The following is a 24,314-nucleotide window of genomic DNA, read 5'->3' as shown; positions in this document are numbered from 1 at the left end:
TTTTGGATTAAAATTCAACCCTAGGACAATTGGGAAGGCAAATTAGGGACAAGCTCCTGAATTTTTTTTGATAAAAGTTCCTTATCTCTTGGGTTTGGAGTTAGCTCTTTAGCATTTTGATAGGCCTCCAGCGCTTTGTCCCATTCCTGATTTCGCTTATAAAGTTCACCCAAGGCAAAGGGGTACATATAGTACTGCCCTATATCTGATTCGGAAGCCAACTCTTTCAATGTTTCAATGGCCTTGGTGGCTCCTTCAACCTCCGAAAGGACAACAGCCCGATTCAGTGCCACAATGGGAGATTGTTCCAGAGAGAGCAGTTGGTCGTATAGACCCAAAATATCATTCCATTTGGTTTGCCCATATGTAGGAGCTGCACAATGATGGGCAGAAATGGTGGCCAAAATGGCGTATTTGGAAACCTTGTGACTTTGGGTCACCTCTTCCAAATATTGCATGCCAGTTTGAATGGATTCAGCATCCCACAAACTCCTGTCCTGTTCCTTAAGATCTAATACTTTGCCGTTTTTGGAAACCCTGGAGTTAAACCTCGAAACATTGAAATACATAAGTGCCAAAAGTGAATGAATATCTGTTTTTTGTTCGATGCTTTTGCTTTCCAGAAGCAGTTTGGCCAGGCGAATTGCTTCGAGACAAAGGTCAAATCGGATAACCTCATTTTTACGGGAAGGAAAATACCCTTCATTGAACAAGAGGTAAATCGTCTTTAACACAGCTCCCAGTCGTTGGTTGATCACTTCCTCGTTGAAAAGCTCCAAACTTACCTGCCGCAATTGTTTTCTGCCTCTAACCAAACGCTTGTTTATGGTTTCGGTGTTGGAGAAAAAAGCATGGGCAATCTCTTGGATACTAAAACCAGAGAGAATCTTTAAAACAAGGGCAATTTGGGAATTTTCGGAAATGGAAGGGTGGCAACAGCAAAACATCATTCGTAGTTGGCTGTCCGCCATAAGTTCTTCCGAAAAGGGCAATCCATCCTCCAAACTTGGTTTTACGCTGTTTTTGGATAGATAATCCCTTTGGTACTTGCCGCGTTTGATGGCATTGAGTGATAGGTTTTTAGCGGTAGTATACAGCCAAGCTTTGGGATTGTCGGGAATACCGTTCATTTCCCAGTGAGAGGTGGCCTTCAACATGGTTTCTTGCACAATATCTTCAGCCGTCTCCACATGACGGTTTCCTAAATATCTGGAAATTACGGCAACGAGCTTCCCATATTCCGTTCTGAAAAAATGGGAGGCTAGGGCACTACTGGAATTTTCCAAAGACTCATCCATGGCTTGAACAACTTTTGGCCTAAGTTACTTCAGAATAAGCCTAAATCCATGAACTTGCAATCCTTCTTGTTCAAAATCCAATTTGGGATAGCGAACAAAACCCAGTTTCCGATACATCTTTCGAGCGGGCTTCATGTAGGCTGTGGAATGAATCAGCATCTGGGTATTTCCATGTTCCCTGGCCTTATCTATACAGGCCATACTCAACGCTTTTCCTACACCCAAGCCCCTGGCCGAGGAAGCAACTGCCAACAACCGAAACCCCGAGGCATTTTTCATTTGTGTGGCCGTACCTCCTGAGCCGTAGTGTTTCATATCCCCAAAATAAAGGACGCCGCCTAAAATGTTCTGGGAAGGGGATACAGCCACCAACAGTTCTGTGTTCGGCTTTTTGGTAAAGTCACCTATGTTGGCGAGGGTATGGTAATAGGCTGGTTGGTCTTCCTGCTTGGGAAAACCGTCCAGGCCCGAATAGACCTCCACCATAAGTTGCCCAATTTGTTGAAATTCGGAAGGAAGGGCATTGCGTATGGTAAACGGCTTGTCTTTTTTACGTTCTTCAAAACGGATAGCATAGCGTTCCGAAAAACTACTTTCCTTAAGATTTTGTTCCAACGTATCCAGTTTGTTTAGAAGGGCATCGTCCACAACCTCCTGAAGCACTTGTTGAATTCTATTCCATTCTTTTTCAAACTTTGGAAGGAGTCTCTTTCCTTTTTTGGAAAGTTGTATCAAGGTCTTTCGTTGGTCAAGTGCATCTTTTTGATACTCCAAATAACCCTGCTCTTTCATTTTTCGGGTGGTCTTGATCATGGCAGGGTGGGAGAATCCCAAGGTTTGGGCCATTTCCGTTACAGTAAGGGTGTCCCGCTGTTTCAGCAATAAAAAAATAACGTGCCAGTTGGGTTCCAATGCCAGGTTCAAACTGGAATAGTGATCCACGGTGCTGGCCACAATGCTTTCATTCAATCTCTTTATGCGAGCTGTGAACCCCAAATGTTTGAGTTCTTGTAGAAAATCAGGTTCCATATTAATTATGTAACTAGTTACGCAAAGATATAAAATAATGTAACTGGTTACGTAAAATCATGAGTGTAAGTCAAAGCAGGGAAATTGTTCGGATATGCTGGTCTAGCAAGAAAACATTACTGTCTGGATCGGATATCATGACACTTCCTGGTCCCGTGCCGTTCTCATCGGTTTCAGGGAGCAACGGAACACCATCGGCTTTCAAACTTTTTTGAATATCCCGAATGTCATCATAAGCCTCCATCTTTTGGGCATATTCATCCCAACCCGGGTTGAAGGTAAGTATATTGTTTTCGAATATTCCTTGGAAAAGCCCAATGAGGGCATTGCCATTTTTAAGTATGAGATAATTTTGTTTCGCACTTCCTGCAAAAACCTTAAATCCCAACTTTACATAAAATTCCGTGGATGCATAAAGGTCTTTGGCAGCTAGACTAACGGAGAATGCCCCTAGTTTCATGCCAAATAATTTTAAATGAAAAGAGCCACTGGAAAGTGGCTCTTGAATTTTCTCTATTGAATAATACCTGTACAGGCCACTCGAGCCCCGGCCGCTCCACTGGGTTGTGAGGTGTAATCATCTACGCCTTGATGGACAATTACCGCTTTTCCTACAATGTTCTTGGTTTCATCATCGCATCCAATACACCATTCGGATGTTCCAAAATCAACAGTGGCATTGCCTTCAGCATCAGCCACAAAGTTTCCAATATCGCCTTTGTGGTAGCCTTCTTCTGCTCCCCATTTGCCATGTGGTTGGAAGGTAGGGTTCCAGTGCCCACCTGTTGATTTACCATCTGCCGAGGAGCAATCTGCTTTTTCATGAATATGGATGGCATGTTCACCTTCGGTAAGCCCCGTAAGCTCGGCTTTCATAATCACAGTCCCATTTTCCTCGGTAAAAGTGACTTCACCTCCCACATTACTGTCGCTTTTGGCTTCCATGGAAAAAGAGATGCTCTTAACCTCTACAATCTCTTCTTTTATTTCTTCAACAACTTCATCAGTGGTTGTTTCCGCCTCTTTTTTAGCTTGTTTACAACTGAATGCCGTTAGAACCAGTAGGCTCATGGCTGCAATTTGTATTTTTTTCATCGTAAGGGTTTTTAGGTTTGGTCTAAGGTACCAATTATTTAATGTGAATTCAACCTAAATAATTTCCAAAAGTGATTTGTTGTCCTTAACGCCTCTTTTTAGGTTTTCACAAAGCAGGAGCGATTTATCAATTCGGGTTTGGGAATTTTTGTAACTGGAAACCATGTAAATGATGCTTCTTTTTTTGCCATCGGTGAAACCCTCAAAGATGGTTTGTGCATCCATGTCCGTTGATAGTACTGCATCCAGTTCTTCGGGCATCTCTACCCCATATTTGGAAGTGTCCTCATAGAACTGCATCTGGAAGTAATCACCAGGATAAATACCCAAGTTTTTTTGATTCCCCTTGTTGAACATCACAAAATAGGCACCTTGACGTTTCTGGAGTGCTGCATAATAGGTTACTTCTTTATTTTCGAAGCAAGCTTTTATCCTGACCCTTTTGTGTCCGGCCTCCAAAAAGGGAGTGACGACTTCCGTTGGAACCCTTACACTATGCGTGCCCTCCAAGTTTACCTCAAATAATGGACTTTCCATATATACCTGGGTTTAAGGGATAAACAGACTGTTGAACATAGGAGATGTTTTAGCCATCCATATTCCTAATATGAACCTTTAACGGAATTAAAAATACTGATCTTTTAATTACAGCGTTATTTTGATAAAGCCTGATTTCCCCCTAAGGCACTAAAAAATTTAATTTATGCTGGTTCAACAGCCGTCACATTATATTGATTTTCTAGTGTATTGCAAAAAGAGAAGATCTTTCTGCAAGGGGTACCATCGTTTAAAAAAATTGTGGTACGATGGGAAAATTGGTTATAACGAATATGTGCGTTGCTTAGGTAAAATCCGAAGGTCGGCTATAGAACTTGAGCTGGATTATTTTGACATCCTGTACATGCGCGGCTAAACCGCATTTACTCCACTAATTTGCTGATGACCTGGGTCTCGCTATGCAGGGTTTTATGAACGGGACACTTGTCCGCGATTTGCATAATTCGTGCTTTTTGCTTCTCGTCCAAATCCCCTGAAAGCCTGATTTCCCGGTGAAAGGTATCTATTTTGGCACTATCCTGTTCGCAATTCTCACAATCCAGTGCATGGGTTTTGCTATAGGAAGTATGGACTTCCACATTATTAACCGGCCAACCTTTTCTTTTGGAGTACATCTGAATGGTCATGACCGTACAGGCAGATAAACCAGCCGAAACCAATTCATAGGGTGAAGGCCCAAAATCGTTGCCTCCAAAACTTTCGGGTTCATCCGCAACCATATAATGCCTGCCCACTTTCATTTGTGTAGTAAATCCATCTTCCGCATCCAAACTAGCCACCACTTGATGCTTGGTTTTCAACTTTGGTTCTTGGTTTTCCACTGGACCCATATACCGCATTGCCCAACCCGCAATTACATTTCCAGCATAAATGGAATCCTCTTTTTTGGAGAGGAGGTGATCCGCCCCGTCCAAGGAAACAAAACTTTTTGGATGATGGGCAGCCATATAGATTTCTTCTGCATTTTTGATTCCCACCGTATCGTCCTGCGGGGAATGCATGATCAAAAGGGGTTTGCGAAGGGCCTTGGCGGTTTCGGGCAAGGATTTGGTTTCCAAATCATCCAAAAATTGCTTTTTAATGGTGAAATCCCTTCCGCTTAAATTGATTACAGCTTTTCCAGTGGCCAGGATTTCATCCACTCCGCTATGAAGCAGGTGTTTTACGTGTACTGGATTGGATGGGGAACCAATAGTTGCAACCGCTTTGATGGATGGAATCTGCGCTGCGGCAAAAATGGAAGCTGCACCACCCAAGGAATGTCCAATAATGAGGGTGGGGGCTTCATAATTATCTTTCAAAAACTCAGCAGCAGCTACAAGATCACCTACATTACCTGAGAAGTTGGTGTCGGCAAAATCCCCATCACTTTCCCCAAGTCCTGTGAAATCAAAACGCAAGACCCCAAATCCGTGGGAGGTGAGTGCTTTTCCTATGTTTTTTACCGCCAACAAGTTTTTGTTGCACGTAAAGCAATGCGCAAAAATGGCATAACTATGGGGATGTTGGTCTGCGGGCAGCTCTAACCGACCTACCAAAGTTTGACCATCTGAATTTTTAAAGTTGATTTTTTGAAGACCCATTTGTTCTTGATAAAAGTTAAACTTCTGGTTCAGAACAAATGGGCAATCAATAGGGATTAGTTGGTGGCCCCTTTCTTCTTGAACACTCCCCTTAAGTCGGGATTATAGAAGATTCCTATCTGCACACGATCAAAGACCGCATTGGCAAACTGATTTCGTAGGTAACCCACTTGAACACTGCTGTTACTGGTCACATGAATCCCCAATGCTCCGTACAAACGGTTTTGCCCAAAAAGGTCATCCTGTAAATTGATGAACAGCTCATCATAAAAATTCAGGAAGAAAGTATCCGTCAAGGGCAAGGTCATTTGAATCCTATACCGTCCACGATGCTGGGTATCTGTCCGACCCCCAAAATCCAAAAACCGTTGCTCCAGTCGATAACGGTGCTCAAATAGAAACTCCCAGACTTTATTTTTCAAAATGAACTGTTGGAAAATACGATGCTCCTTACTGTTTGTTTCGTTGGGAAACTCCTCAAAAGTACCATCAGTCGTGATGTAACCATAACCCAAGGTGGCTATGGCGTTCTTGTCTATATGGTAATTGAGTCCGGTTCGCAACAGCATTTGGTTAAAGTTGGAGGCCGTTTCATAGAATCGGAACTGGGCCTCTGTATGAATACTGAACCGTTCCGCAATTTTGTTGGTTCCGAAATACATATACCAAGCACCCCATTCATCCTCTCCGGCTTGTTGGGCACTCAGTTGGGCTGCAAACCCTATTGTCATTAAGCTAAATACAATTTTCTTGACCATACTATTTTAATCTAGTTCAAAAACTTGCGTTTCCTTAAAAGGGGACAAATTTAAAGCTTCTATGGATTCTTGGTAAGGTTTCCAATCATTTGTAAAAAACGAATTGGTCTTATCCAATGCTTTCTTCAGTTCCTCATGGGCAAATTGCACCAATTTCTTTTCGGTTTCTGTGATACCTGATTTTCTTGTACCAACATAAAAACTGGCCGTATTTAAGCGCTGCATCACGGTAATTTCCGGATTTCTTGTGATCCCTTGCCTTTTGTCTTCCTTACCCAGATAAAGGGCAACAACCGAATCTATTTTTTTGACAATGTCTCCAGAAGCTTTGATCTGGTCCTTGTATTTTTCCTTATCCAGTTCCTTCATTTCTTTTTTGAACTTTTGGGCCAGATTTTTGTTCTGCACCAATTGCTTTACCGCATCGGCAGCGGTTTGGGTGTAGCCTTCCAATTTTTTGCCCATGTCATAAACTTCTTGGATTCCCTCCAAGGAAGTTTTGATTCGAGGGTCTGTTTTTACGATAACACGAGTGGAATCCGAATGATCTCCATATTGAATTTTCACCTTGTAAGTACCGGGCTTTACAGATACACCCCCATTTTCTCTCTTGCTTTTGCTGATTTTCCTTGCAGGGGTATCCGGTCCTTTTTCATCCAATCCCCAATACACCCTATGGAATCCTGCTTTTTTAGGTGTTTTGTGAGAGAGGGTCCTAATCAGTCTATCCCCATCATAAATTTTGATGAAAATGGAATCCTTTTTTGGTTTTTCGTCCTTTTTGGTTTCATCTGCCTTTTCCTCTTCATCTTCTTTTTTATCTGATTTGGACTCGTGTTCCTTTCCTTCCTTCAGATAATAGGTCAACATGGCCCCTTGTTTTCTGTTTTCACCGTTATAGACGGCATCCCCGCCAAATCTGCTTCCCGTGGCTTGTTGATAAGCTGCTAAATAGGCGTCAGGAGATTCAAAAAGACTTACCTCCTTTTGGAGAATGGAGGGGTTTTGGGCCAAGGCCCTTAACGGACGGATATCATCCAAGACCCAGGCTGCCCGCCCAAACGTCCCAATCACCAAATCCTGCTCTCTGGGATGAATAACCAAATCTTTAGTAGATACCGTTGGGAATCCTTCTGTCCATTTTTGCCATTTCCCGCCAGCATTGAAGGAGATGTAAAGTCCGTCATCAGTACCTAAAAAGAGTAGGTTGGGATTTTCCTTGTCTTCTACTATGGATAGCACATAACTTTCCACATCATTCCCGTCCACGATTCGTGTCCAGGTTTTTCCATAATCCTTGGTTCGATAAGCATAGGGGGTATAATTAAACCTTCGGTAGTCATTGGCCACCAACAAGGCTTCGCCTCTATGGGTTTTCGAGGCTTTAATCTGTGGAATCCAGCTTCCCTTGGGCAATCCTTTGATGTTTTGTGTTACCTCTGTCCAGCTTTCCCCTCCATTTTGGGTAATGTGCACGCGTCCGTCATCCGTGCCTACCCAAAGCATGTTTTGCTCCACAGGTGAAGGTTCTATGACAAGAATGGTACAATGATTTTCAGCTCCGGTGGCGTCCATGGTCAATCCACCACTTTCACTTTGCTTCTGTTTTTCCTTGTCATTGGTGGTCAAATCTGGAGAGATTACCTCCCAGGTAAGTCCTTTATTGGTGGATTTATGGACAAATTGACTTCCAAAATAAACGGTGCTGTTGTCAAATGGATCCTGTCCAATGCCTGCGTTCCAGTTGAACCGAAGTTTAGTGGTGGCATCAGGTGGGGTAGGGCGAACAATATAATTATTTCCCGTTTTCCAATCGTATCGGGAAACAAAGCCTTGCTGACTCATGGCATAACCAAATTGGTTATCATCCAAATCGGGAACCACATCAAAACCATCCCCGAAAGCAATTTCTTGCCAGTAATCGTTTCGTATGCCTTGATGACGCCAAGCGTACGCTGGTCCTCTCCAAGAACCGTTATCCTGCATGCCTCCGTACACATTGTAAGGGTACTCATGATCCACACTGATGTGATAGAATTGGGCCAAGGGTAGGTTGCCCACAAAACGCCAAGTTTTGCCACCATCTTTGGTGATGTTCATACCTCCATCATTCCCATCTATCATAAATTGACCATTTTTGGGATGGATCCACCACGCATGGTGATCGGGATGTACCCCATTATCCACTTGGTAAGCGGGCATCAATTGCTTGAAATTTTTCCCACCATCTTCCGAAACATTCACGTAAGTAAAAATGGAATATACCCGATTCTCATTTTCTGGGTCTACGTAGATTTCAGAATAGTAGAACGGACGATTGCCAATATCGTTCTTATCATTGATTTTCTTCCATTTGGCACCTCCGTCCTCGGACTTATAGAGTGCATTTTTCTTGGCTTCCACCAAGGCATATACCACATTGGGTTTGTTTTTGGCAATGGCTATTCCAATTCTTCCCAATTCCCCTTTGGGCAGCCCGTCTTTTTCCGTTACCTTTTTCCAGTTAACACCGCCATCATGGGTTATGTAAAGACCACTTCCTTCTCCACCGGATTTAAAGAACCAGGGGTCACGTTTGTGCTCCCATAAGGCCACAATAAGTTTATTGGGATTGGAGGGGTCCATGACCATATCTGCCACTCCCGTTTTGTTGTTTACAAATAGGATTTTGCTCCAAGTTTTTCCCCCGTCCGTAGTTTTAAAAACGCCGCGTTCGGGATGCTCGCCCCAAGGGGATCCAATGGCTCCTGCATAGACTACATCTGGATTGGTAGGGTCTATAATGATTCTGTGAATGTGCCTTGTTTTTTCCAATCCCATGGACATCCAGGTTTTACCGCCATCCAATGATTTGAAGATACCATAGCCTCCGTTAAGACTATTTCGTGGGTTTCCCTCTCCTGTTCCTGCCCAAATTACAGAGGGATTGGACTGTTGTATGGCCACTGCCCCAATGGAGGCTGTAACTTCCTTTTCAAAAATGGGTTTCCATTTAATGCCCCCTGAAGTGGATTTCCAAAGCCCACCGGAAGCGGTTCCCACATACATAATATCAGGATTGGAGTGTACCACATCAATGGCGGTAACCCGACCACTCATCCCAGCTGGGCCAATATTTCTGGGTTTCATGTCCTGCAGTAAATCCATATTGAATTCTTGGCCAAAGACCACTGTGGACGCGCAAAGCGTCATCAGAAAAAGTAACTTTTTTATCATTTTAGGTAATTTGTCGTTTTTAGATTAATGATTAGGTGAATTCTTAGTTTTTGGAGGCGTTCTCAGCAATTTTTTCAAGTTTAAGGGCAATCATTTCTTGGGATAACCACTTGCCTTGACGAATAACTCCTGAGATATCTTTCAGGGCAGACAAGTTATCCAATGGATTGGATTCCAGAACAACGAGATCCGCGGCCAATCCTTCCTTAACCTCCCCAAATTCTTGTTCCAGCCCAAAAAATCGGGCTGGGTTAATGGTCCCGGATTGAATGATTTCCAAAGGAGTCATCCCTGCTCTCACCATACCTTCAATTTCGTGGTGGATGGAAAATCCTGGAACGTTGAACAGTTGCGGGGCATCGGAACCCAACAAAATACCTTGACCGTTGTCTTGCAGCGCCTTTAGAAATTGCCTTCGGATAGCAATAAAATTGTGCCATTGGGCTTCATCAAAACCGGAATCCGGCCCGGTGGAGTTCAATTTGATTTTTTTCCAATTTTCCAAGGTGGAGACAGGCATATATTTCATTTCCGGCTGTGCCAGTAGTGTTTCCGCGGAAATAGGGGCAAACCATCGCTCAAACAAACTTTGAGTGGGCACGATCCATACTTTGTGCTCTTTGGAAAGTGCGACCAGTTCATCAATTAGGGAAACATCTGCCAACGGAGTAAAATTATATCCAAAGAATCCATTGGCCGTAGGGTCAACAGTTTCGGAAGCGGGCACCAGCCCTTCCAAATAACCATCAATATGGTCAATGGAGGCGAAATTGCTTTCCAGGGCATGTCGGATGCCCACATCCACAGGAACATGGCCCGCAAAGGTAATGCCTACCTCATTGGCCGTTTTGACCAGCGCATCAAACACATTGCGTTGAATACCCGGATGGATTTTTAAAAAATCATAGCCATCTTTTTGATAGGCCGTTACTTTGGTAATGGCCTCTTCTTCTGAAGTAACCGAATTACCATTAAGGGAAGGACTGGAGGTAAAAATCCTAGGCCCCAGGATCTCTCCTGTTTTCACCTGTTCCCGCAATTCCAGATGATTTGGTGCTCCCAGCATGCCACGAATCGTGGTGATACCATTGGATAAGTACAGGAATAGCGTTTCTTCCAATCGTTCTTGCGAAGTTGAGGGAGGGGGGATGTGCGCGTGCATTTCAGCAAGGCCAGGAATCACAAACTTTCCTGAACCATCAATATGCTCATTAAAATTTTTAGGGAGCTGTTCTTCTGAAAGAATATATTTTATTTTCCCTGAATCTATCACAAGGTGTTGATGGGCCAATAGGGTTCCTTCGCGAACATCAATTACATTGACATCGCTCAATAAAAGGTCGCCGGTAATTGCTTTTTCCTGGGCCTGATTGCATGCCGTTAGGGCAATCATGACCAGGAGTAGTGCTGTTTTTTTCATCGCAGTGTTGTTTAGGCCCCTGGGACGAGGCGGTTAGTTGTGCCCAATATGACAACCACAGCCTGGGCGTGTGAAGCTTTGGGCTTCTTCATGCCAAGGGAAAGCAGCATTGTATTTATTGTTTTCCCACCAAAACTGGCTTCGGTTTAGCTCCGTATTTCCAATTTCATCCATGGTTTCCGTATCAAAGAGACGACCATTGACCATGGTGTATTTCACTGATTCCGTGTTTCGGATGTCCTCCAGGGGGTTTTTGTCTAAAACAATCAAATCTGCAAGTTTCCCCACTTTTAAGGAACCTATATCATTTCCGGCACCAATGTACCTGGCCCCATTAATGGTAGCTGCCTGCAGCGTTTGCATGTTGGTAAGTCCACCTTGGTGCAATAGCCAAAGTTCCCAATGGGCACCAAGACCCTGCAATTGCCCGTGGGCACCCAAATTAACCTTGACGCCTTCATTGGCCAGGGCCGTAGCAGTTTTGGAAACCAGTATATGACCATTTTCATATTCCTCATCCGGAATCATGGTTCGGTACCTGGATCGGGAATCAACCAAACCTCTTGGGGTATATTTCAAGAGTTTTCCGTTCTCCCATATCTTGTCTTTCTGATAGAAATAATACTCTCCATTCATTCCTCCATAGTTGACCACAAGGGTAGGGGTATACCCTGATCCACTGGTTTTCCAGAGTTCCACCACATCTTTATAAACCGGGGCAACCGGGATATTGTGTTCTATTCCAGTATGGCCGTCCATGATCATGGTCATGTTGTGGTAGAAAGTAGAACCACCTTCGGGTACTACGTTGATACCCAATTCCCGTGCGGCTTGCATCACCTGCTGCCGCTGGTCCCTTCTGGGTTGGTTATAGCTTTTCACCGACTTGGCCCCAAAGGCCTTGGTTCTTCTGATGGCAGAACGGGCATCGTCAAGATTGTTGATCACGGCCTTGAAATCCCCATCGGCGCCATACAAGATGATACCTGTAGAATACAAGCGAGGCCCTACCATATTCCCATTTTTAATCAATTCGGACATGGCAAAAACGGACTCTGTATTGGCCGAGGGGTCATGGGAAGTGGTTACTCCAAAGGCCAAATTTGCATACAACTGCCAATGTTTTTGAGTGGTCAGTCCATATCGAAAACCGCCAATATGGGCATGTGCATCCACAATTCCAGGCATGATGGTCTTTCCAGTAGCATCAAATACTTTTGCATTGGAAGGCACATTAATTTCATCTGACTTGCCTAAATATTCAATTTTATTTTCGTTTATGACGATGGTGCCATTTTCAATGATTTCGTCCCCTTCCATGGTTAGGATTCGAGCGTTAGTGAACGCGATTCTGCCTGAAGGTTTATGGGTTTTGGTAACCAAACCGATTTTGGTTCCAATACTATCCATTTTAGCGGTCTTTTCAGGTGACCCGGGTAAAAAGGTATAGCGGTCTTTGATATCGTTCGCGAAATACTCTTCGCCCAAGGTCCAGAAGATTCTTTTGCTGTCACTGGACCAATGCAAGTTGATGCCTGCATCCTTGGAAATCTGTGAAACTGGAACAGATTTGGAATTGTTGTCCAAATCAATTTCCTTTCCATTGAGCACCAAAGGTGCTATATAAGCTTTATGTAAGTTGGTAAAGGCAATCCATTTATTGTCAGGGCTGGGTACCAGACGGTTGGCATATTTGGATTTGACATGTGTTTTTTTGTCCTTGCCATTTAGATTTACCGACTTAAGCTCCTTTGTCAGGCTTCCAAAAAACATTCCCCCGGTTTGGTAGAAAATACGTTTTCCATCTTTACTGAAGGTTGGATATTCACCTTCATTTACCACCCAATTGGGGTTAGAACCATCTGCATTGATGGAGTAGATACCTGTTTTCTTGGCAAAGCTTCGTCCTTGGTCATTGTTGCCGGGCTCTTTTCGATATGTGATTTTACGCCCATCCAAGCTAAACGAAGGGGTGCGGTAAATGCCTTTTTCCGAACTGAGTTTTACGGGCGTTCCTCCAGAGGAGGATATCTTGTATATCGCTCCCAGATTTTCATCATTCCAGGTAACATAGGCTATGGTCTTTCCATCCGGAGCAAAAGTGGGTTCAAACTCAAAATCCGTTCCCTTGGTTAAGCGTTTGGGCTTTCCGTTGGGCAGCTTCTTGGTCCATAGGTGCCCAAGGGCATTAAAAACCAATGTTTTTTGGTCGGGGGAGGTCACCGCATGGCGAATCACCTTGGCGGTGAACTGGTCAGGAGCAACTGGGGAATCCACCCTAAGGGTTTCGGCAATCTTTATATTGGCATCTACACTAAATGGGATATTGACAACCTCTTGGGTCTCAATATTGATTCTATGGATTTTTCCTTTGTTCCAAAAAACAATTTCTTGGTTATTGGGCATCCAATTAAAGTTGGGGTATACCCCAAAAATGGCCCAGGCCTCTTGTTGGTCTTTGTTCAATGAATCCAAAATAGGCCATTCCTCACCAGTCTCGAGGTCATGCAGATATAGTACACTTTTGGTGCGTACACGTTTTACAAAAGCGAGCAGCTTGCCATCTGGGGACACTTGGGGTCTGGCTGCCCCACCAGGGCCTCCGGTTACCGTAACGGTTTTTCCAGATTCAAAATCATAGCGTTTTATTACATAGATCTGTTTGTTGGGATCCTTGTTGTATTGAAAGAATCCCCCAGGATAAACATCCTCGCTGTAGTATAGGTATCTGCCATCAGGAGAAACACAGGGTTCGTTGACGTCCTGCTGATCGTTTTTACGTTTGGTAAGTTGTAGCCCGGTTCCTCCTGTGATATGATATTGCCAAATTTCGCCTGCACCAAGGGAACGTTGGGAAGTAAAATGCTTACGTGCCACCAGATAATGACCATTAGGCATCCAATACGAATTGTTCAGCAACCTGAAACTTTCTTTGGTGACCTGCTTGGCGTCAGAGCCATCAGCGTCCATCACCCAAATATTATCCCCGCCTCCTGCATCGCTGGTAAAGGAAATTTTAGAGCCATCCGGACTAAATCTCGGTTGCACCTCAAAAGGGATTCCACCTCTTAAAAGTTTAGCTTTCCCACCAGAAATTGGCATAGAATAGATATCACCCAATAAATCAAAGACAATTTGGGAACCATCCGGGCTCACATCCAAATTCATCCAGGTGCCTTCGTCTGTAGTAAACTGGTGATCTTGGAAATTGAAGTCCCCCTTGGGATTGGAAACATCCCATTTGGCGTCATCTTTTTTGTCTTTTTCTTGGGCATGCAGGCTTACCGATGCTAGGAACACCAGTGCAACGTAGAAGTATTTCATTATAGGTTCAATTAGTCAGCTAAAGATACCAAAAACGAAGAGTGGTTTTCTTAAAGGCTTGTTAATGGCATTGCATTTGGTTTTTTTGATACCCATACGCTGGATTATCCCCACTTATCGTTGGACATTCTACAGGGATATTAGGAATTCTGAAGTAATTTGCTCAATTTTAATTGGTTGCTATTGAAATTCCTGTTCCCCTAAAGCGGTAATTAACCTTTAAATCCGATTCCAATGAAAAAACTCATCATCCTCGGGATGTTGTTAGTGGAAACAACTGTGTTTGCCCAAGAACCTCTGGATACTGAAAATCTTTTTGTACGGGTTTTTGATTTGCAGGGAACCAAAATAGCAAAAGGTTTTGTAGTGTCCTGGTCTTCAAACGGGTTGGTGCTTTTGAAAGGAAAAAAGACCACGGAAATTCCCTTCAACAATATTGAAAAGATAAAATTGAAAAGGGCAGGGGGGCATAATGTGGGTCTGGGAGCTCTTTTTGGGGCTGCTACCGGAGCAGTTTTTGGTCTTGCTCTTGGCGAGGAAGAGGGATTTTTTGTGACTTCCACTTCAGAAAACATGGTAGGTTTCTCCATTGTAGGAGCTTTTTTGGGATCCGTTATTGGAGGTGTTTCCACCGTTGCTAAGAAGAACAGAACAATTATAATCGATGGAGATATCAAGAATTGGGAACAGTTGGTAATTCAATAGTGTAGTTATCTCTGAGATAACCTAACGGGAAGATGTTCACAAGGTTTAAAGCTTGGATTTTTGGCTATATTTATAGCGAATGGATAAAAAAGCCCCTTGGTATTATCTTACTTTGCTGATTCTGGCTGGAGAAGCGGTTTTTATTCTTCCCTTTGTACTTCCTCGGATTTTTAGAAGTACCATCCTGGATGTATTTCAATTGGACAATACCCAACTAGGTCTATGCTTTTCGGTTTATGGGATCGTAGCCTTGATTTCTTACTTGTTTGGGGGGCCTTTGGCCGATAAATATCCTCCGCGAAAATTAATTGCCATTGCTTTATGGATGACCGCCTTGGGAGGCCTGTTTTTTGTTACTTATCCGAGCTTTAATCAATTGCAAGTATTATATGGTTATTGGGGTTTTACCACCATTTTTTTGTTTTGGGCACCTATGATCAAAGCAACGCGGGTGTGGGGCGGGGATTCTGCGCAGGGAAAGGCGTTTGGACTCCTGGACGGGGGACGCGGACTCACGGGAGCCCTATTTGGTCTGTTGGGCGTGTTCATCTTCTCATTTTTTTTGGGTGATGAAGTGGATAACAGCTCCCTTGGGGAACGGAGAGAAGCTTTTCAATATATTGTGTATACCTCCAGTGCAATCATAGCTATTATAGGAGTCTTGGTTTGGGTTTTTCTGAAATCTGGAACGGACGAGCGGGAAATTCTGGCCGACCGTATTTCTAAAAAGGAAATTGGGGAGGTACTGCAAATTCCCTCGGTTTGGTTGCTGATGATTATTATTCTTTGTGCCTATGTAGGCTATAAGATTACGGATATTATATCGCAATATGCCAACGAAGTGATGTTGTACAATGAGGTAAAAGCGGCCCAAACAGGAACCTTTTTCCAGTTTTTAAGGCCAACAATTGGGGTTTTGGTGGGACTATTGGTAGACCGTTTTAGAATCACCCTGTGGTTGGTGTATAGTTTTGGGGCCTGTATTTTAGGTGGGATTCTATTTGGTTCAGGAATTATTGGACCTTCAACCACGTCCTTGTTTTTTATGTCCGTAGTGATTGTGGCCGCAGGGATCTATGCGGCAAGGGCACTGTACTTTGGGGTGATGCAGAAAGGCAAAATCCCATTGATGTTGACAGGGACCGCTGTTGGGCTCATTTCCTTAATAGGATATACCCCCGATATCTTTGCTGGGCCAGCGTACGGAATCTTGCTCGATGCGCATAAGGGAGAAGAACTTGGGCATCAAAACGTGTTTTGGATGCTCACTGGTTTTTCCATGCTAGGTGGACTCGCAGCAATCGTCTACCATAGGTTGTACGGAAAGGAGGGTTAGGTTTTATCTACTGTTTCTGGACTTAATGTTCTTTTTGCATCCATCAATGATTTCTACAATCCGCTTTTGCCGGGTTTCTTCCCTTTTGGCTTGGTTTAACCAATAGAGGTAACTCTTTTTTTGCGATCGGGTAAAACTTTCAAAGTTGGAAAATGCCTTTTTGTTTCTATTGAAAGCTTTTTGTAAATCGGGAGGAACCACACAGTTTTCCACATCATCCAAAGCTATCCACGAGCCATTTTCCTTAGCTATTTGAATAGACTCCAAACCACTTTGGTGCATTTGGTCATTGGCCATCAATTCTTCTATGTGATCCTTGTTGACCTTGCTCCATACACTTTTGGGTTTTCTGGGGCAAAAGTATTGCCTGCGCTTACCATCTCCCAGACTTTTTACCGTGCTGTCAATCCATCCATAACATAGGGCAACGCGCACAGCTTCCTCCCACCGCATACTTTCCATGTGATGATCTACCTTATACAGAATCAGATAAATTCCAGCAGAGGAATTGTGATGATCGTGAAGCCATTTCCGCCACTCGATATCATTTTTAAAGTAATGTTCGGGAATTTCCTTCATTTAAATTTGTTTGGTCTCTACATAAAAGTTCTCATCAAAGACCAAGGTGGCACCTTTCAATTTTTCCGTTTTCCATTCCGAATTGGGGTAAATCCACTGCTCCTTACCATCAACAAAAAGGCGAATGGGCATGTCAAAATCCTCAACAATGTCCACATATCTATAACGCAACGTATCCCCATCTTGTTTGTACTCCAATTTGGGTATCATTGTAGTTCTTAGATATTGGTTGAAAAAAGCGGATAAGTCTTTTTTGGTTTTCTTGCTGATATAGTTTTCAATTTGCTCCGTGGTAACGGTTTGATGGTAAAACTCCTCGTTCAATCCCCTTAAAATTGCTCTCCAGAGCTTATCATCTTCCAACAGTTGCCGCAAGGTGTGCAACATATTTGCTCCCTTGTAGTACATGTCCCCAGAGCCTGATTTATTTACATTATAGGGACCAATGATGGGTCTGTCGTTTCTGATGTTTTTTCGGGTTCCAATAACATACTCTTCAGAGGCTTTGGTGCCGTAATGATAGTCCAAATAGAGATTTTCCGAATAGGCGGTAAAAGCCTCATGAATCCACATATCGGCAATATCCTTGTAGGTGATATTGTTGGCAAACCACTCATGTCCACCTTCATGGATGATGATAAAATCAAATTTTAATCCCCAGCCAGAACCGGAAAGGTCGCGACCCAGATACCCATTTTGATATTTATTGCCATAGGTTACGGAACTTTGGTGTTCCATACCCAAATAAGGTACCTCCACCAGCTTAAAACTGTCCTCATAAAAAGGGTAGGGGCCAAACCAATGTTCAAAGGCTTCCAGCATCATGGAGGTTTGCTTGAATTGCTCTTTTGCCTTGTCCAAATTATCCCGAAGCACATAATAATCCACATCCAAAGCACCCTTTTCACCTTCGTATTGTTCTCCAAAATGGACATAATCCCCAATGTTCACGTTCACGCAGTAGTTGTTAATGGGATTGGAAACAAACCAGGTAAAATTTTTGGTCGTATCACCTTCACTGGTGTCTATCAGCCTACCATTGGAAACATTCATTAAGTTCTTGGGAACATCCACACTAATGCGCATGCTATCCACTTCATCGTACATATGATCCTTATTGGGCCACCAAACGCTGGCACCCAAGCCCTGGCATGAGGTAGCGGCAAATGGCAGGTTGTTATCATCCCTACTCCATGAAAACCCTCCATCCCAGGGTGCGCGGACGGCTTTTCTTGGTTCCCCGGAATAAACGACCTTAAGTTCGTTGTAATCCCCTTTGCGTTGTTTCTTTTTTAGTTTGATAAAGTGGGCAGGGCCAATGGAGGTAAACTCCAAGGGTTGATTGTCCTGGGTTACCTCGTTAATTTGTAAAGGTCGCTGCAGGTCAATTTGGATAACATCTGCCTCTTTGAGAACCTTGTACCTAATACGATTGAAGCCCGAAATATACTCTGCCTCGGGGTCTACCTTAAGGTTTAGGTCGTAATAACTCACATCCCACCATTCCCTTTCTGGGGTAATACTACCCCTTAGGGTGTCCAGTTGGGTGAACATTTGGGCGGATACGCCTGTCATTATTCCCAAAAGCATTACACTTAATACAATTTTATTTTTCATTCCAATACGTTTAGTATGATTTTTAAAGGTCTTAGCCTATCTGAATACTTTATTGGGAAACACTACTGGGCTCTCATGCCCATCTGCTCCAACCGCAGCTATCCCAAAAAAGAAATTATCAACAACAATGCCGTCCAGGACAAATTCGGTGACATTCCCAACAAATTTGTGGTTGTCCCAAGTAGGGGAGGTGGTGTCCCTCCAATAGATTTTATAACCCACAGCACCATCCACCTTGCTCCATTTAAGCTTGGCCGAAGGCTCTACAATTCCCCCAATTTCTAATGTTGTTGGGGCTGGGGGAGCCCAAGCTATTGACGCCAAATTAATGGCATTGACCGCGGTAAGCTTTTTGGCATAATCAAAGTTGACATGTTCCAACACATCGCCATAGGCTATCCCGTTCTCTAGTCTTATGTCTTGATGTTGCTGGGTGTAGTTCTCATGAGCTTCCATTATCCTGATTCCGGCAAAACCAACGTCGTTAAAAGGTCTGTGGTGACCCCCTCTACCAAATCGATCTAACCGATATACCATGATGGGGTTCATTTCTGGCATGTAGGTTTGGGTGGTCTTGTGGACGTAGCGCGCCAGTTGCCTGGAAATGCCATCCACTTCACCCCCGTAAAATCGTCTAGCTCTCCGCTGTTTTTCAGTTTCTGTAGGGGGAACGGGTTCGGAGAAGATACGGAAGTCACGATTGCTTACCACACCGTCAACCCCGGTTATATTTCCAATCATGTCGTTGTTCATGATACCAATGATCTCCCATCCTTTTTCCTTGGCATGGTTTGCCAAACCCTTACCTCCAAATAGTCCTTGTTCTTCCCCGGATAGTCCCACATACATAATACTGTTCTCAAATTGATAGTTGGAGAGTACCCTGGCTGCTTCCAAAGTTCCGGCCATTCCACTGGCATTATCGTTGGCACCGGGAGAGTCCGAAGTATAGTTGTTAGGGTCACTGACACGGGAATCAATATCCCCGCTCATGATGATATACCTATTTGGATACTTGGTGCCGCGCTGAATGGCCACCACATTGACCACCCAGACATCTTTGACAATTCGTGGACCTTCCTCTTTTTTAACCAGGTTTTTTTGATAGAACACTTCCAGACACCCATTGCAGGAGGCTGATGTTTTTTCAAATTCGGATTTGATCCATCGTCTTGCTGCTCCAATGCCGCGGGTTTGCGAAACGGTATCACTCAACGTATGTCGGGTGCCAAAATTGGCTAATGTGGTCACGTCTTGTTTTATCCTTTCAGCGGATACCGAATTGATAATGTCATAAAGCCTTGTGTCTGTTTGCGAAAAAACAACGGTAGCACCTAAAAACGCAATTAGAAGGATGTATTTTTTTTTCATTTTAGTTTCCAATCAGTTCAATAAAAGTTCCGTCCGGGTCTTGCACCAGTATAAATCTCCTCCCATCGGGAATGGTGGTTGATTTTTGGTTCAAGAATGTAATGTTATTGTCTTCCAATCTTTGTATTACGGCATCCAGGGACTTATAAAATATGGTGATGTATCGCATTCCATTCCGATCTTGAATATGCTTTTCCCCCTCATTTTTTTCGTTGCCAAAAGACATCAATTTATACTCTGTTGCATTGGGGGCGTCATAGAGTTTTAAGACTTTGACATCAAAAGCTATTCCTCCGGTCAATCCTGTTTTCTCTCCCATTTCATCGGTCACGGAGAATTCTCCCAATTCTTTCATCCCAATAACATTGGTGTAGAAGTCCAAGGATGCCTCCAAATCCGTTACCACCACTCCAATGGAAATATAGGGTTTGTCGAATTCAGTTTGGGCCATGATTGGATTTAGATAAATGAAGGAAAGCAGTCCAAGAAAGAAGGATAATCTCATGGGTTGGGATTTTAAAAATGAGTTGTGAATGTAACAAAAGCTAAGGAATTTTCTAAATGTTGGTCTAGCTAATACGATGGCCCTTACCGGATAAAGGTAACCTTAGTGATTTTTCCATCATCCACTTCATAAATTGCTGCTGCACTAAAACTGGATTTGGTACCTGTTATATACTCTTCGTCAATCACTTTGTTGCCGATGACCATACGGTTTTTGATTTGACAGTGGAGATCGGGAGTGGATTTGAAAAACTCTTCATAACGGGCTTTCATTTTTGTTTTTCCTTTCATAAATGACTCGTTTGGAAAGTTGAAGAGTTCAATATCATCCGAATAGGTTGCCATAAAAGCATCTATATCCCTGGCATTATAGGCGTCCAATTGGGATTGTACCACCGCCTCGGTATCATTGGTCTCCCGATCAGGAAATATAAACCGCATGGAGGTGATGAACCCATTTTTCACCTCATAGAGAGCCACTTGATGCCCTTTTCTCCCATCAACCAAGGTGATTTCCTCATCTATCACGGTATTTCCAATTCTGATGCGCTTGACTACTTCCACCTTGGCTTCTTTGGTGTTTTGATAGAAGCGATCATAACTATCGGTCATTTTCTGGCGCCCCACATACATGGGTTTGTTTGGAAATCGCTCTACCACAACATCCTCGCTATAATTGGAAACAAATCCAAATAGATCCCGATTATTAAAGGTCTTCACTTGCCGGTCAATGACACTTATTGGAGATACCTCTGCAACAAAAGCCAAACGGTTACCACTTGGATTGATGGCCATTCGGGTGATGTTGTTGATTTCATCCAGATCAAAGTCTATTACGGATTGCCATTCTTTGTCTGAGCCAACATTGAATTTAAGAATGGATTTTCCAGTTCCGGTCAAAAGCATTTCCCTGTTTACCCAACAAATATCCTCACTTTGATTTGGAATATCCGCTAGTTTCTTGGTAAGCCCGCTAATGGGATCCAATGAGCGAATTTCCCAAGGGTTATTCACTTTGCTCACATAACTGACCAAGTTGGTGTCGGGAATTTTATGAAAGGAGCGACCCACATTTCGGGCTATGGTTTTTTGCGTGCCTTCCTTAACATTGTTGACCACTAGGTCCATTCGATTGTCAACCAGAACAGAAGTGACCAATATATTTTCATTGAACCAGACATGATAACCCACTTTTTGTTTGGGCAAGATGGGCTTGGATTCCCCGGTTTTCAAATCATATTCGTAAAGCAATTGCAAACCATCCAAATCCAGCCGAATGGAAGAAACTGCTTCTTTGTTCGGAATTTTTAAAGGAGAATATTCACTTCCTGTTGGTGTATTGCTCACCCATTCCGATGTGCTTCCGCCTTCTATGTTGAATTTCTTGATATCGGTTTGATCAGCTCGGGTTGCCGAAAATAGAATGGTATGATCATCCATAAAAGAGGGTTGGTTGTCATAGCCGTGATTGTTTGAAATGTTTTTGGGATTGGACAGCACGGGATTTCCATTTTCCAGGCTTAAATCAAAAAGGTACACTTCCGTATTGGCCTGCGAAAACATACTTTGAAAGGAGGTAAGGAGTAAAATTATGGGGACAATTCTTAAAGTCATGAGTCTACAAGTTGGTGGAGCAAATCACGGACACGTTTGGTGTTTTCCACATAGTACTTGGCCTGTGTTTTTTTGAGTCCCACTTTAACGGTCACGGCAGAATCCGGTAATTCCTGGAACATGAATTCATCGGTCCAATCATCTCCAATGGCAAAAACAAAGTCGTAATCATCTTCTCCCAGCATGCGTACAGAAGCCCGTCCCTTGTTCACGTTGCTACTTTTAACTTCCATTACCTTGTTACCATTGAGCACGCTAATATCATCGTTCCCAATAAGACTGGTAAGCACGGTGTTGAGCTCTGTGGCCCTTTTTTCGCCAAAGTCAGGATCGGTATTTCGGTAGTGCCAAGCCATGGAGTAGTTTTTTTCTTCAATGAAGGATCCCGGTGTTCGATCCACAAAGGACTCCAATACCGGTTTTATTTTTTCCATCCATTCGCCCTTAACGTTTTCCAGCATGCGGAAGGGTTCACCTCCGGTGGAAATCCATACTCCATGTTCCACGATCATATTGTATTTTTTGTCCAGGAACCATTTGGTAAACGTTTGTTTGTCTCTTCCGCTTATTAAAAACAGCGTAGTGTTCTTGTCGTTGTGCAATTGATCCAGCAGCTTGTATAATTCAGCATCAGGGGTCGCTTTTTGGGGATCCTTATGGAATCCGGTGAGCGTTCCATCATAGTCCAAGAACAGCAATCGTTTCTTTGAGCTGGCATATTGCTTGCTGATCTGATTCAAGATGGAATTGGACATTTTTTGGGACACAAAGGTGTCGCCCCCCTCACTTTTTTGATTGAGGGCGTTCATAAATTCATTGGCCCAAACCTCCACATTGTATCGTTCCAATCTGTTTTGAAGGAACATGTTCCTAGCCATTTGTTCCTCCTTGGGCATGGTAATCGCTTGTTTTAGGGTATCTGCCTGTTGTTCAAAATTATTCGGGTTGATGAGGAGTGCCTCGTTCATTTCGTAGGCAGATCCGGCCATCTCGCTTAAGATCAAGACCCCAGTTTTGTCTATTCGGGTGGCGATGTACTCTTTGGCTACCAGATTCATTCCATCCCTCAAAGGTGTTAACCAGGCAATATCACTACTGGTATAGAGGTCGATAAGGTTTTCAAAGGGCATGGAGCGGTAGAAGTACCAAATGGGGGTCCAGTTAACTGTAGAAAGCTCACCGTTGATGCGACCCACCAGTTCATCAATTTCCTTTTTTAAGAGCTGATATTGAGGTACGTTGGATCGTGATGGCACCGCCAAAATGATCAATCTAACTTTTTCTTTGTACTGCGGATACTTGTTCAAAAAGTACTCAAAGGCATTAATGCGTTTGGCAATTCCTTTACTGTAATCCAATCGGTCTATGGATATGATGAGTTTGGTATCTGGCGCTGAAGCTTTATGGTCATCCAATTTAATTTGAAAATCGGAGCGATTATCTTGGCTGTTCTTATCATGTTCTATGGCCGCATCCCTAAACTTTTTGTAGTCGATTCCCATAGGAAAGGAGTCCACTTTGATTACTCTGTGATCTTGATAGACATCATTAAAACTCACCTCAAGTCCCAGAAGTCTTCGTACAGAACTTAAAAAATGCCGCTCATAATCATAGGTATGGAAACCAATCAGGTCAGAACCTAGCAGGCCCTCTAGGACCTCTTCCCTCCAGGGCATGGTCCTGAAAATCTCATAAGAAGGGAACGGAATGTGCAAAAAGAATCCAATGGAGGTATTGGGTCTTTTTTCCCTGACCATTTGAGGCACCAACATCAGTTGGTAATCGTGCACCCAGATGGTGTCATCCTCATTGGATTGTTCAATGATGGCGTCCGCAAATTTTTGGTTCACGGATTTATATACATTCCAGAAATCGAGCTCAAATTCAGTGTATTCCAAAAAGTAGTGGAACAAGGGCCATATGGTCCTATTGCTAAATCCAAAATAGAAACCATCAATTTCTTTGGCGGTAAGGTTAACCTTGGCACAACCATGTTTGGCAAGAGCTGCATCAATCTCCGATTCAAGGTCCGCAGGTGTGTCTTCCTCAGTAAGTCCAGACCATCCAATCCATAGGCTTTCGCCCCCACTGTGTACCGATTTCATTCCCGTGGCCAAGCCTCCAACACTCGGAGTAGCGGTGAGTCCAGCTTCACTTATTTGCAATTGTACTGGTAGTCTATTGGAAATAATTATAGTTTTACTCATGAATCGTGATTTTAGGATGAAAATGTAATAAAATTCCTATTTTTTCGATTTAATAGAAGGTAAAAAAACCATTATCTAACCAACAGAAATTTAAATCCTG

The 24,314-nt window shown here is 43.3% G+C and carries 18 protein-coding genes; 2 read left to right on the top strand and 16 right to left on the bottom strand.

Annotated elements, in window-relative coordinates; all coding sequences use genetic code 11:
- Window positions 1-20: 20 nt before the first annotated feature.
- The 10 genes from ACO6S0_RS10685 to ACO6S0_RS10640 form a co-directional block, all read right to left on the bottom strand.
- Complete coding sequence (locus ACO6S0_RS10685; protein ID WP_422348370.1) at window positions 21-1,298, bottom strand: RNA polymerase sigma factor; 1,278 nt, start codon at window positions 1,296-1,298, stop codon at window positions 21-23.
- A 24-nt stretch (window positions 1,299-1,322) separates the two neighbouring features.
- Complete coding sequence (locus tag ACO6S0_RS10680; protein ID WP_422348369.1) at window positions 1,323-2,327, bottom strand: GNAT family N-acetyltransferase; 1,005 nt, start codon at window positions 2,325-2,327, stop codon at window positions 1,323-1,325.
- A gap of 70 nt (window positions 2,328-2,397) precedes the next feature.
- Window positions 2,398-2,787 (bottom strand): VOC family protein, encoded by a 390-nt coding sequence (locus ACO6S0_RS10675; protein ID WP_422348368.1) that lies wholly within the window; start codon window positions 2,785-2,787, stop codon window positions 2,398-2,400.
- Window positions 2,788-2,840: 53 nt separating this feature from the next.
- A complete protein-coding gene (locus ACO6S0_RS10670) occupies window positions 2,841-3,422 on the bottom strand; it encodes a superoxide dismutase family protein (RefSeq protein WP_422348367.1) in 582 nt (193 codons plus the stop codon).
- A 54-nt stretch (window positions 3,423-3,476) separates the two neighbouring features.
- Window positions 3,477-3,959, bottom strand: a complete 483-nt coding sequence (locus tag ACO6S0_RS10665; RefSeq protein ID WP_422348366.1) for a YdeI/OmpD-associated family protein — start codon at window positions 3,957-3,959, stop codon at window positions 3,477-3,479.
- A gap of 383 nt (window positions 3,960-4,342) precedes the next feature.
- Entirely contained in the window at window positions 4,343-5,563 is a 1,221-nt protein-coding gene (locus ACO6S0_RS10660) for an alpha/beta fold hydrolase (RefSeq protein ID WP_422348365.1), read from the bottom strand.
- A gap of 56 nt (window positions 5,564-5,619) precedes the next feature.
- The gene (locus tag ACO6S0_RS10655) at window positions 5,620-6,294 is read right to left on the bottom strand and encodes a DUF2490 domain-containing protein (protein ID WP_422348364.1); all 675 of its coding nucleotides are present in this window, start codon (window positions 6,292-6,294) and stop codon (window positions 5,620-5,622) included.
- A gap of 33 nt (window positions 6,295-6,327) precedes the next feature.
- Window positions 6,328-9,534 (bottom strand): WD40/YVTN/BNR-like repeat-containing protein, encoded by a 3,207-nt coding sequence (locus ACO6S0_RS10650; protein WP_422351818.1) that lies wholly within the window; start codon window positions 9,532-9,534, stop codon window positions 6,328-6,330.
- Between the two features lie 46 nt (window positions 9,535-9,580).
- Complete coding sequence (locus tag ACO6S0_RS10645) at window positions 9,581-10,957, bottom strand: amidohydrolase family protein (RefSeq protein ID WP_422348363.1); 1,377 nt, start codon at window positions 10,955-10,957, stop codon at window positions 9,581-9,583.
- Between the two features lie 33 nt (window positions 10,958-10,990).
- Window positions 10,991-14,281, bottom strand: a complete 3,291-nt coding sequence (locus ACO6S0_RS10640; protein ID WP_422348362.1) for an amidohydrolase family protein — start codon at window positions 14,279-14,281, stop codon at window positions 10,991-10,993.
- 234 nt (window positions 14,282-14,515) lie between these two features.
- Here ACO6S0_RS10640 and ACO6S0_RS10635 point away from each other — a divergent pair, with 234 nt between their 5' ends.
- Together ACO6S0_RS10635 and ACO6S0_RS10630 are read left to right on the top strand one after the other, a co-directional pair.
- A complete protein-coding gene (locus tag ACO6S0_RS10635; RefSeq protein ID WP_422348361.1) occupies window positions 14,516-14,986 on the top strand; it encodes a hypothetical protein in 471 nt (156 codons plus the stop codon).
- Between the two features lie 79 nt (window positions 14,987-15,065).
- Window positions 15,066-16,322, top strand: coding sequence for an MFS transporter (locus tag ACO6S0_RS10630; RefSeq protein WP_422348360.1), 1,257 nt, complete (start codon window positions 15,066-15,068; stop codon window positions 16,320-16,322).
- A gap of 3 nt (window positions 16,323-16,325) precedes the next feature.
- Here the strand turns inward: ACO6S0_RS10630 and ACO6S0_RS10625 are convergent, their stop codons facing one another.
- The 6 genes from ACO6S0_RS10625 to ACO6S0_RS10600 form a co-directional block, all read right to left on the bottom strand.
- On the bottom strand, window positions 16,326-16,901 hold the full coding sequence (locus ACO6S0_RS10625; protein ID WP_422348359.1) for a YdeI/OmpD-associated family protein: 576 nt from the start codon (window positions 16,899-16,901) through the stop codon (window positions 16,326-16,328).
- Entirely contained in the window at window positions 16,902-18,518 is a 1,617-nt protein-coding gene (locus tag ACO6S0_RS10620) for a M1 family metallopeptidase (protein ID WP_422348358.1), read from the bottom strand.
- A 36-nt stretch (window positions 18,519-18,554) separates the two neighbouring features.
- On the bottom strand, window positions 18,555-19,889 hold the full coding sequence (locus ACO6S0_RS10615) for a M28 family peptidase (RefSeq protein WP_422348357.1): 1,335 nt from the start codon (window positions 19,887-19,889) through the stop codon (window positions 18,555-18,557).
- A gap of 1 nt (window position 19,890) precedes the next feature.
- Window positions 19,891-20,394 carry a VOC family protein gene (locus ACO6S0_RS10610; protein ID WP_422348356.1) on the bottom strand — a complete coding sequence of 168 codons (504 nt, stop codon included), beginning with the start codon at window positions 20,392-20,394 and terminating at the stop codon, window positions 19,891-19,893.
- An 83-nt stretch (window positions 20,395-20,477) separates the two neighbouring features.
- Window positions 20,478-22,007 carry a nuclear transport factor 2 family protein gene (locus ACO6S0_RS10605; RefSeq protein ID WP_422348355.1) on the bottom strand — a complete coding sequence of 510 codons (1,530 nt, stop codon included), beginning with the start codon at window positions 22,005-22,007 and terminating at the stop codon, window positions 20,478-20,480.
- On the bottom strand, window positions 22,004-24,214 hold the full coding sequence (locus ACO6S0_RS10600) for a bifunctional alpha,alpha-trehalose-phosphate synthase (UDP-forming)/trehalose-phosphatase (RefSeq protein ID WP_422348354.1): 2,211 nt from the start codon (window positions 24,212-24,214) through the stop codon (window positions 22,004-22,006). The genes ACO6S0_RS10605 and ACO6S0_RS10600 overlap by 4 nt, the downstream gene beginning before the upstream one ends.
- Window positions 24,215-24,314 lie beyond the last annotated feature (100 nt).

Source organism: Flagellimonas sp. (genome assembly GCF_965233845.1).
Taxonomy (GTDB): domain Bacteria; phylum Bacteroidota; class Bacteroidia; order Flavobacteriales; family Flavobacteriaceae; genus Flagellimonas.
The sequence above is the reverse complement of the archived record's forward strand: the minus strand, read 5'-3'. Positions and strand labels throughout refer to the sequence as shown.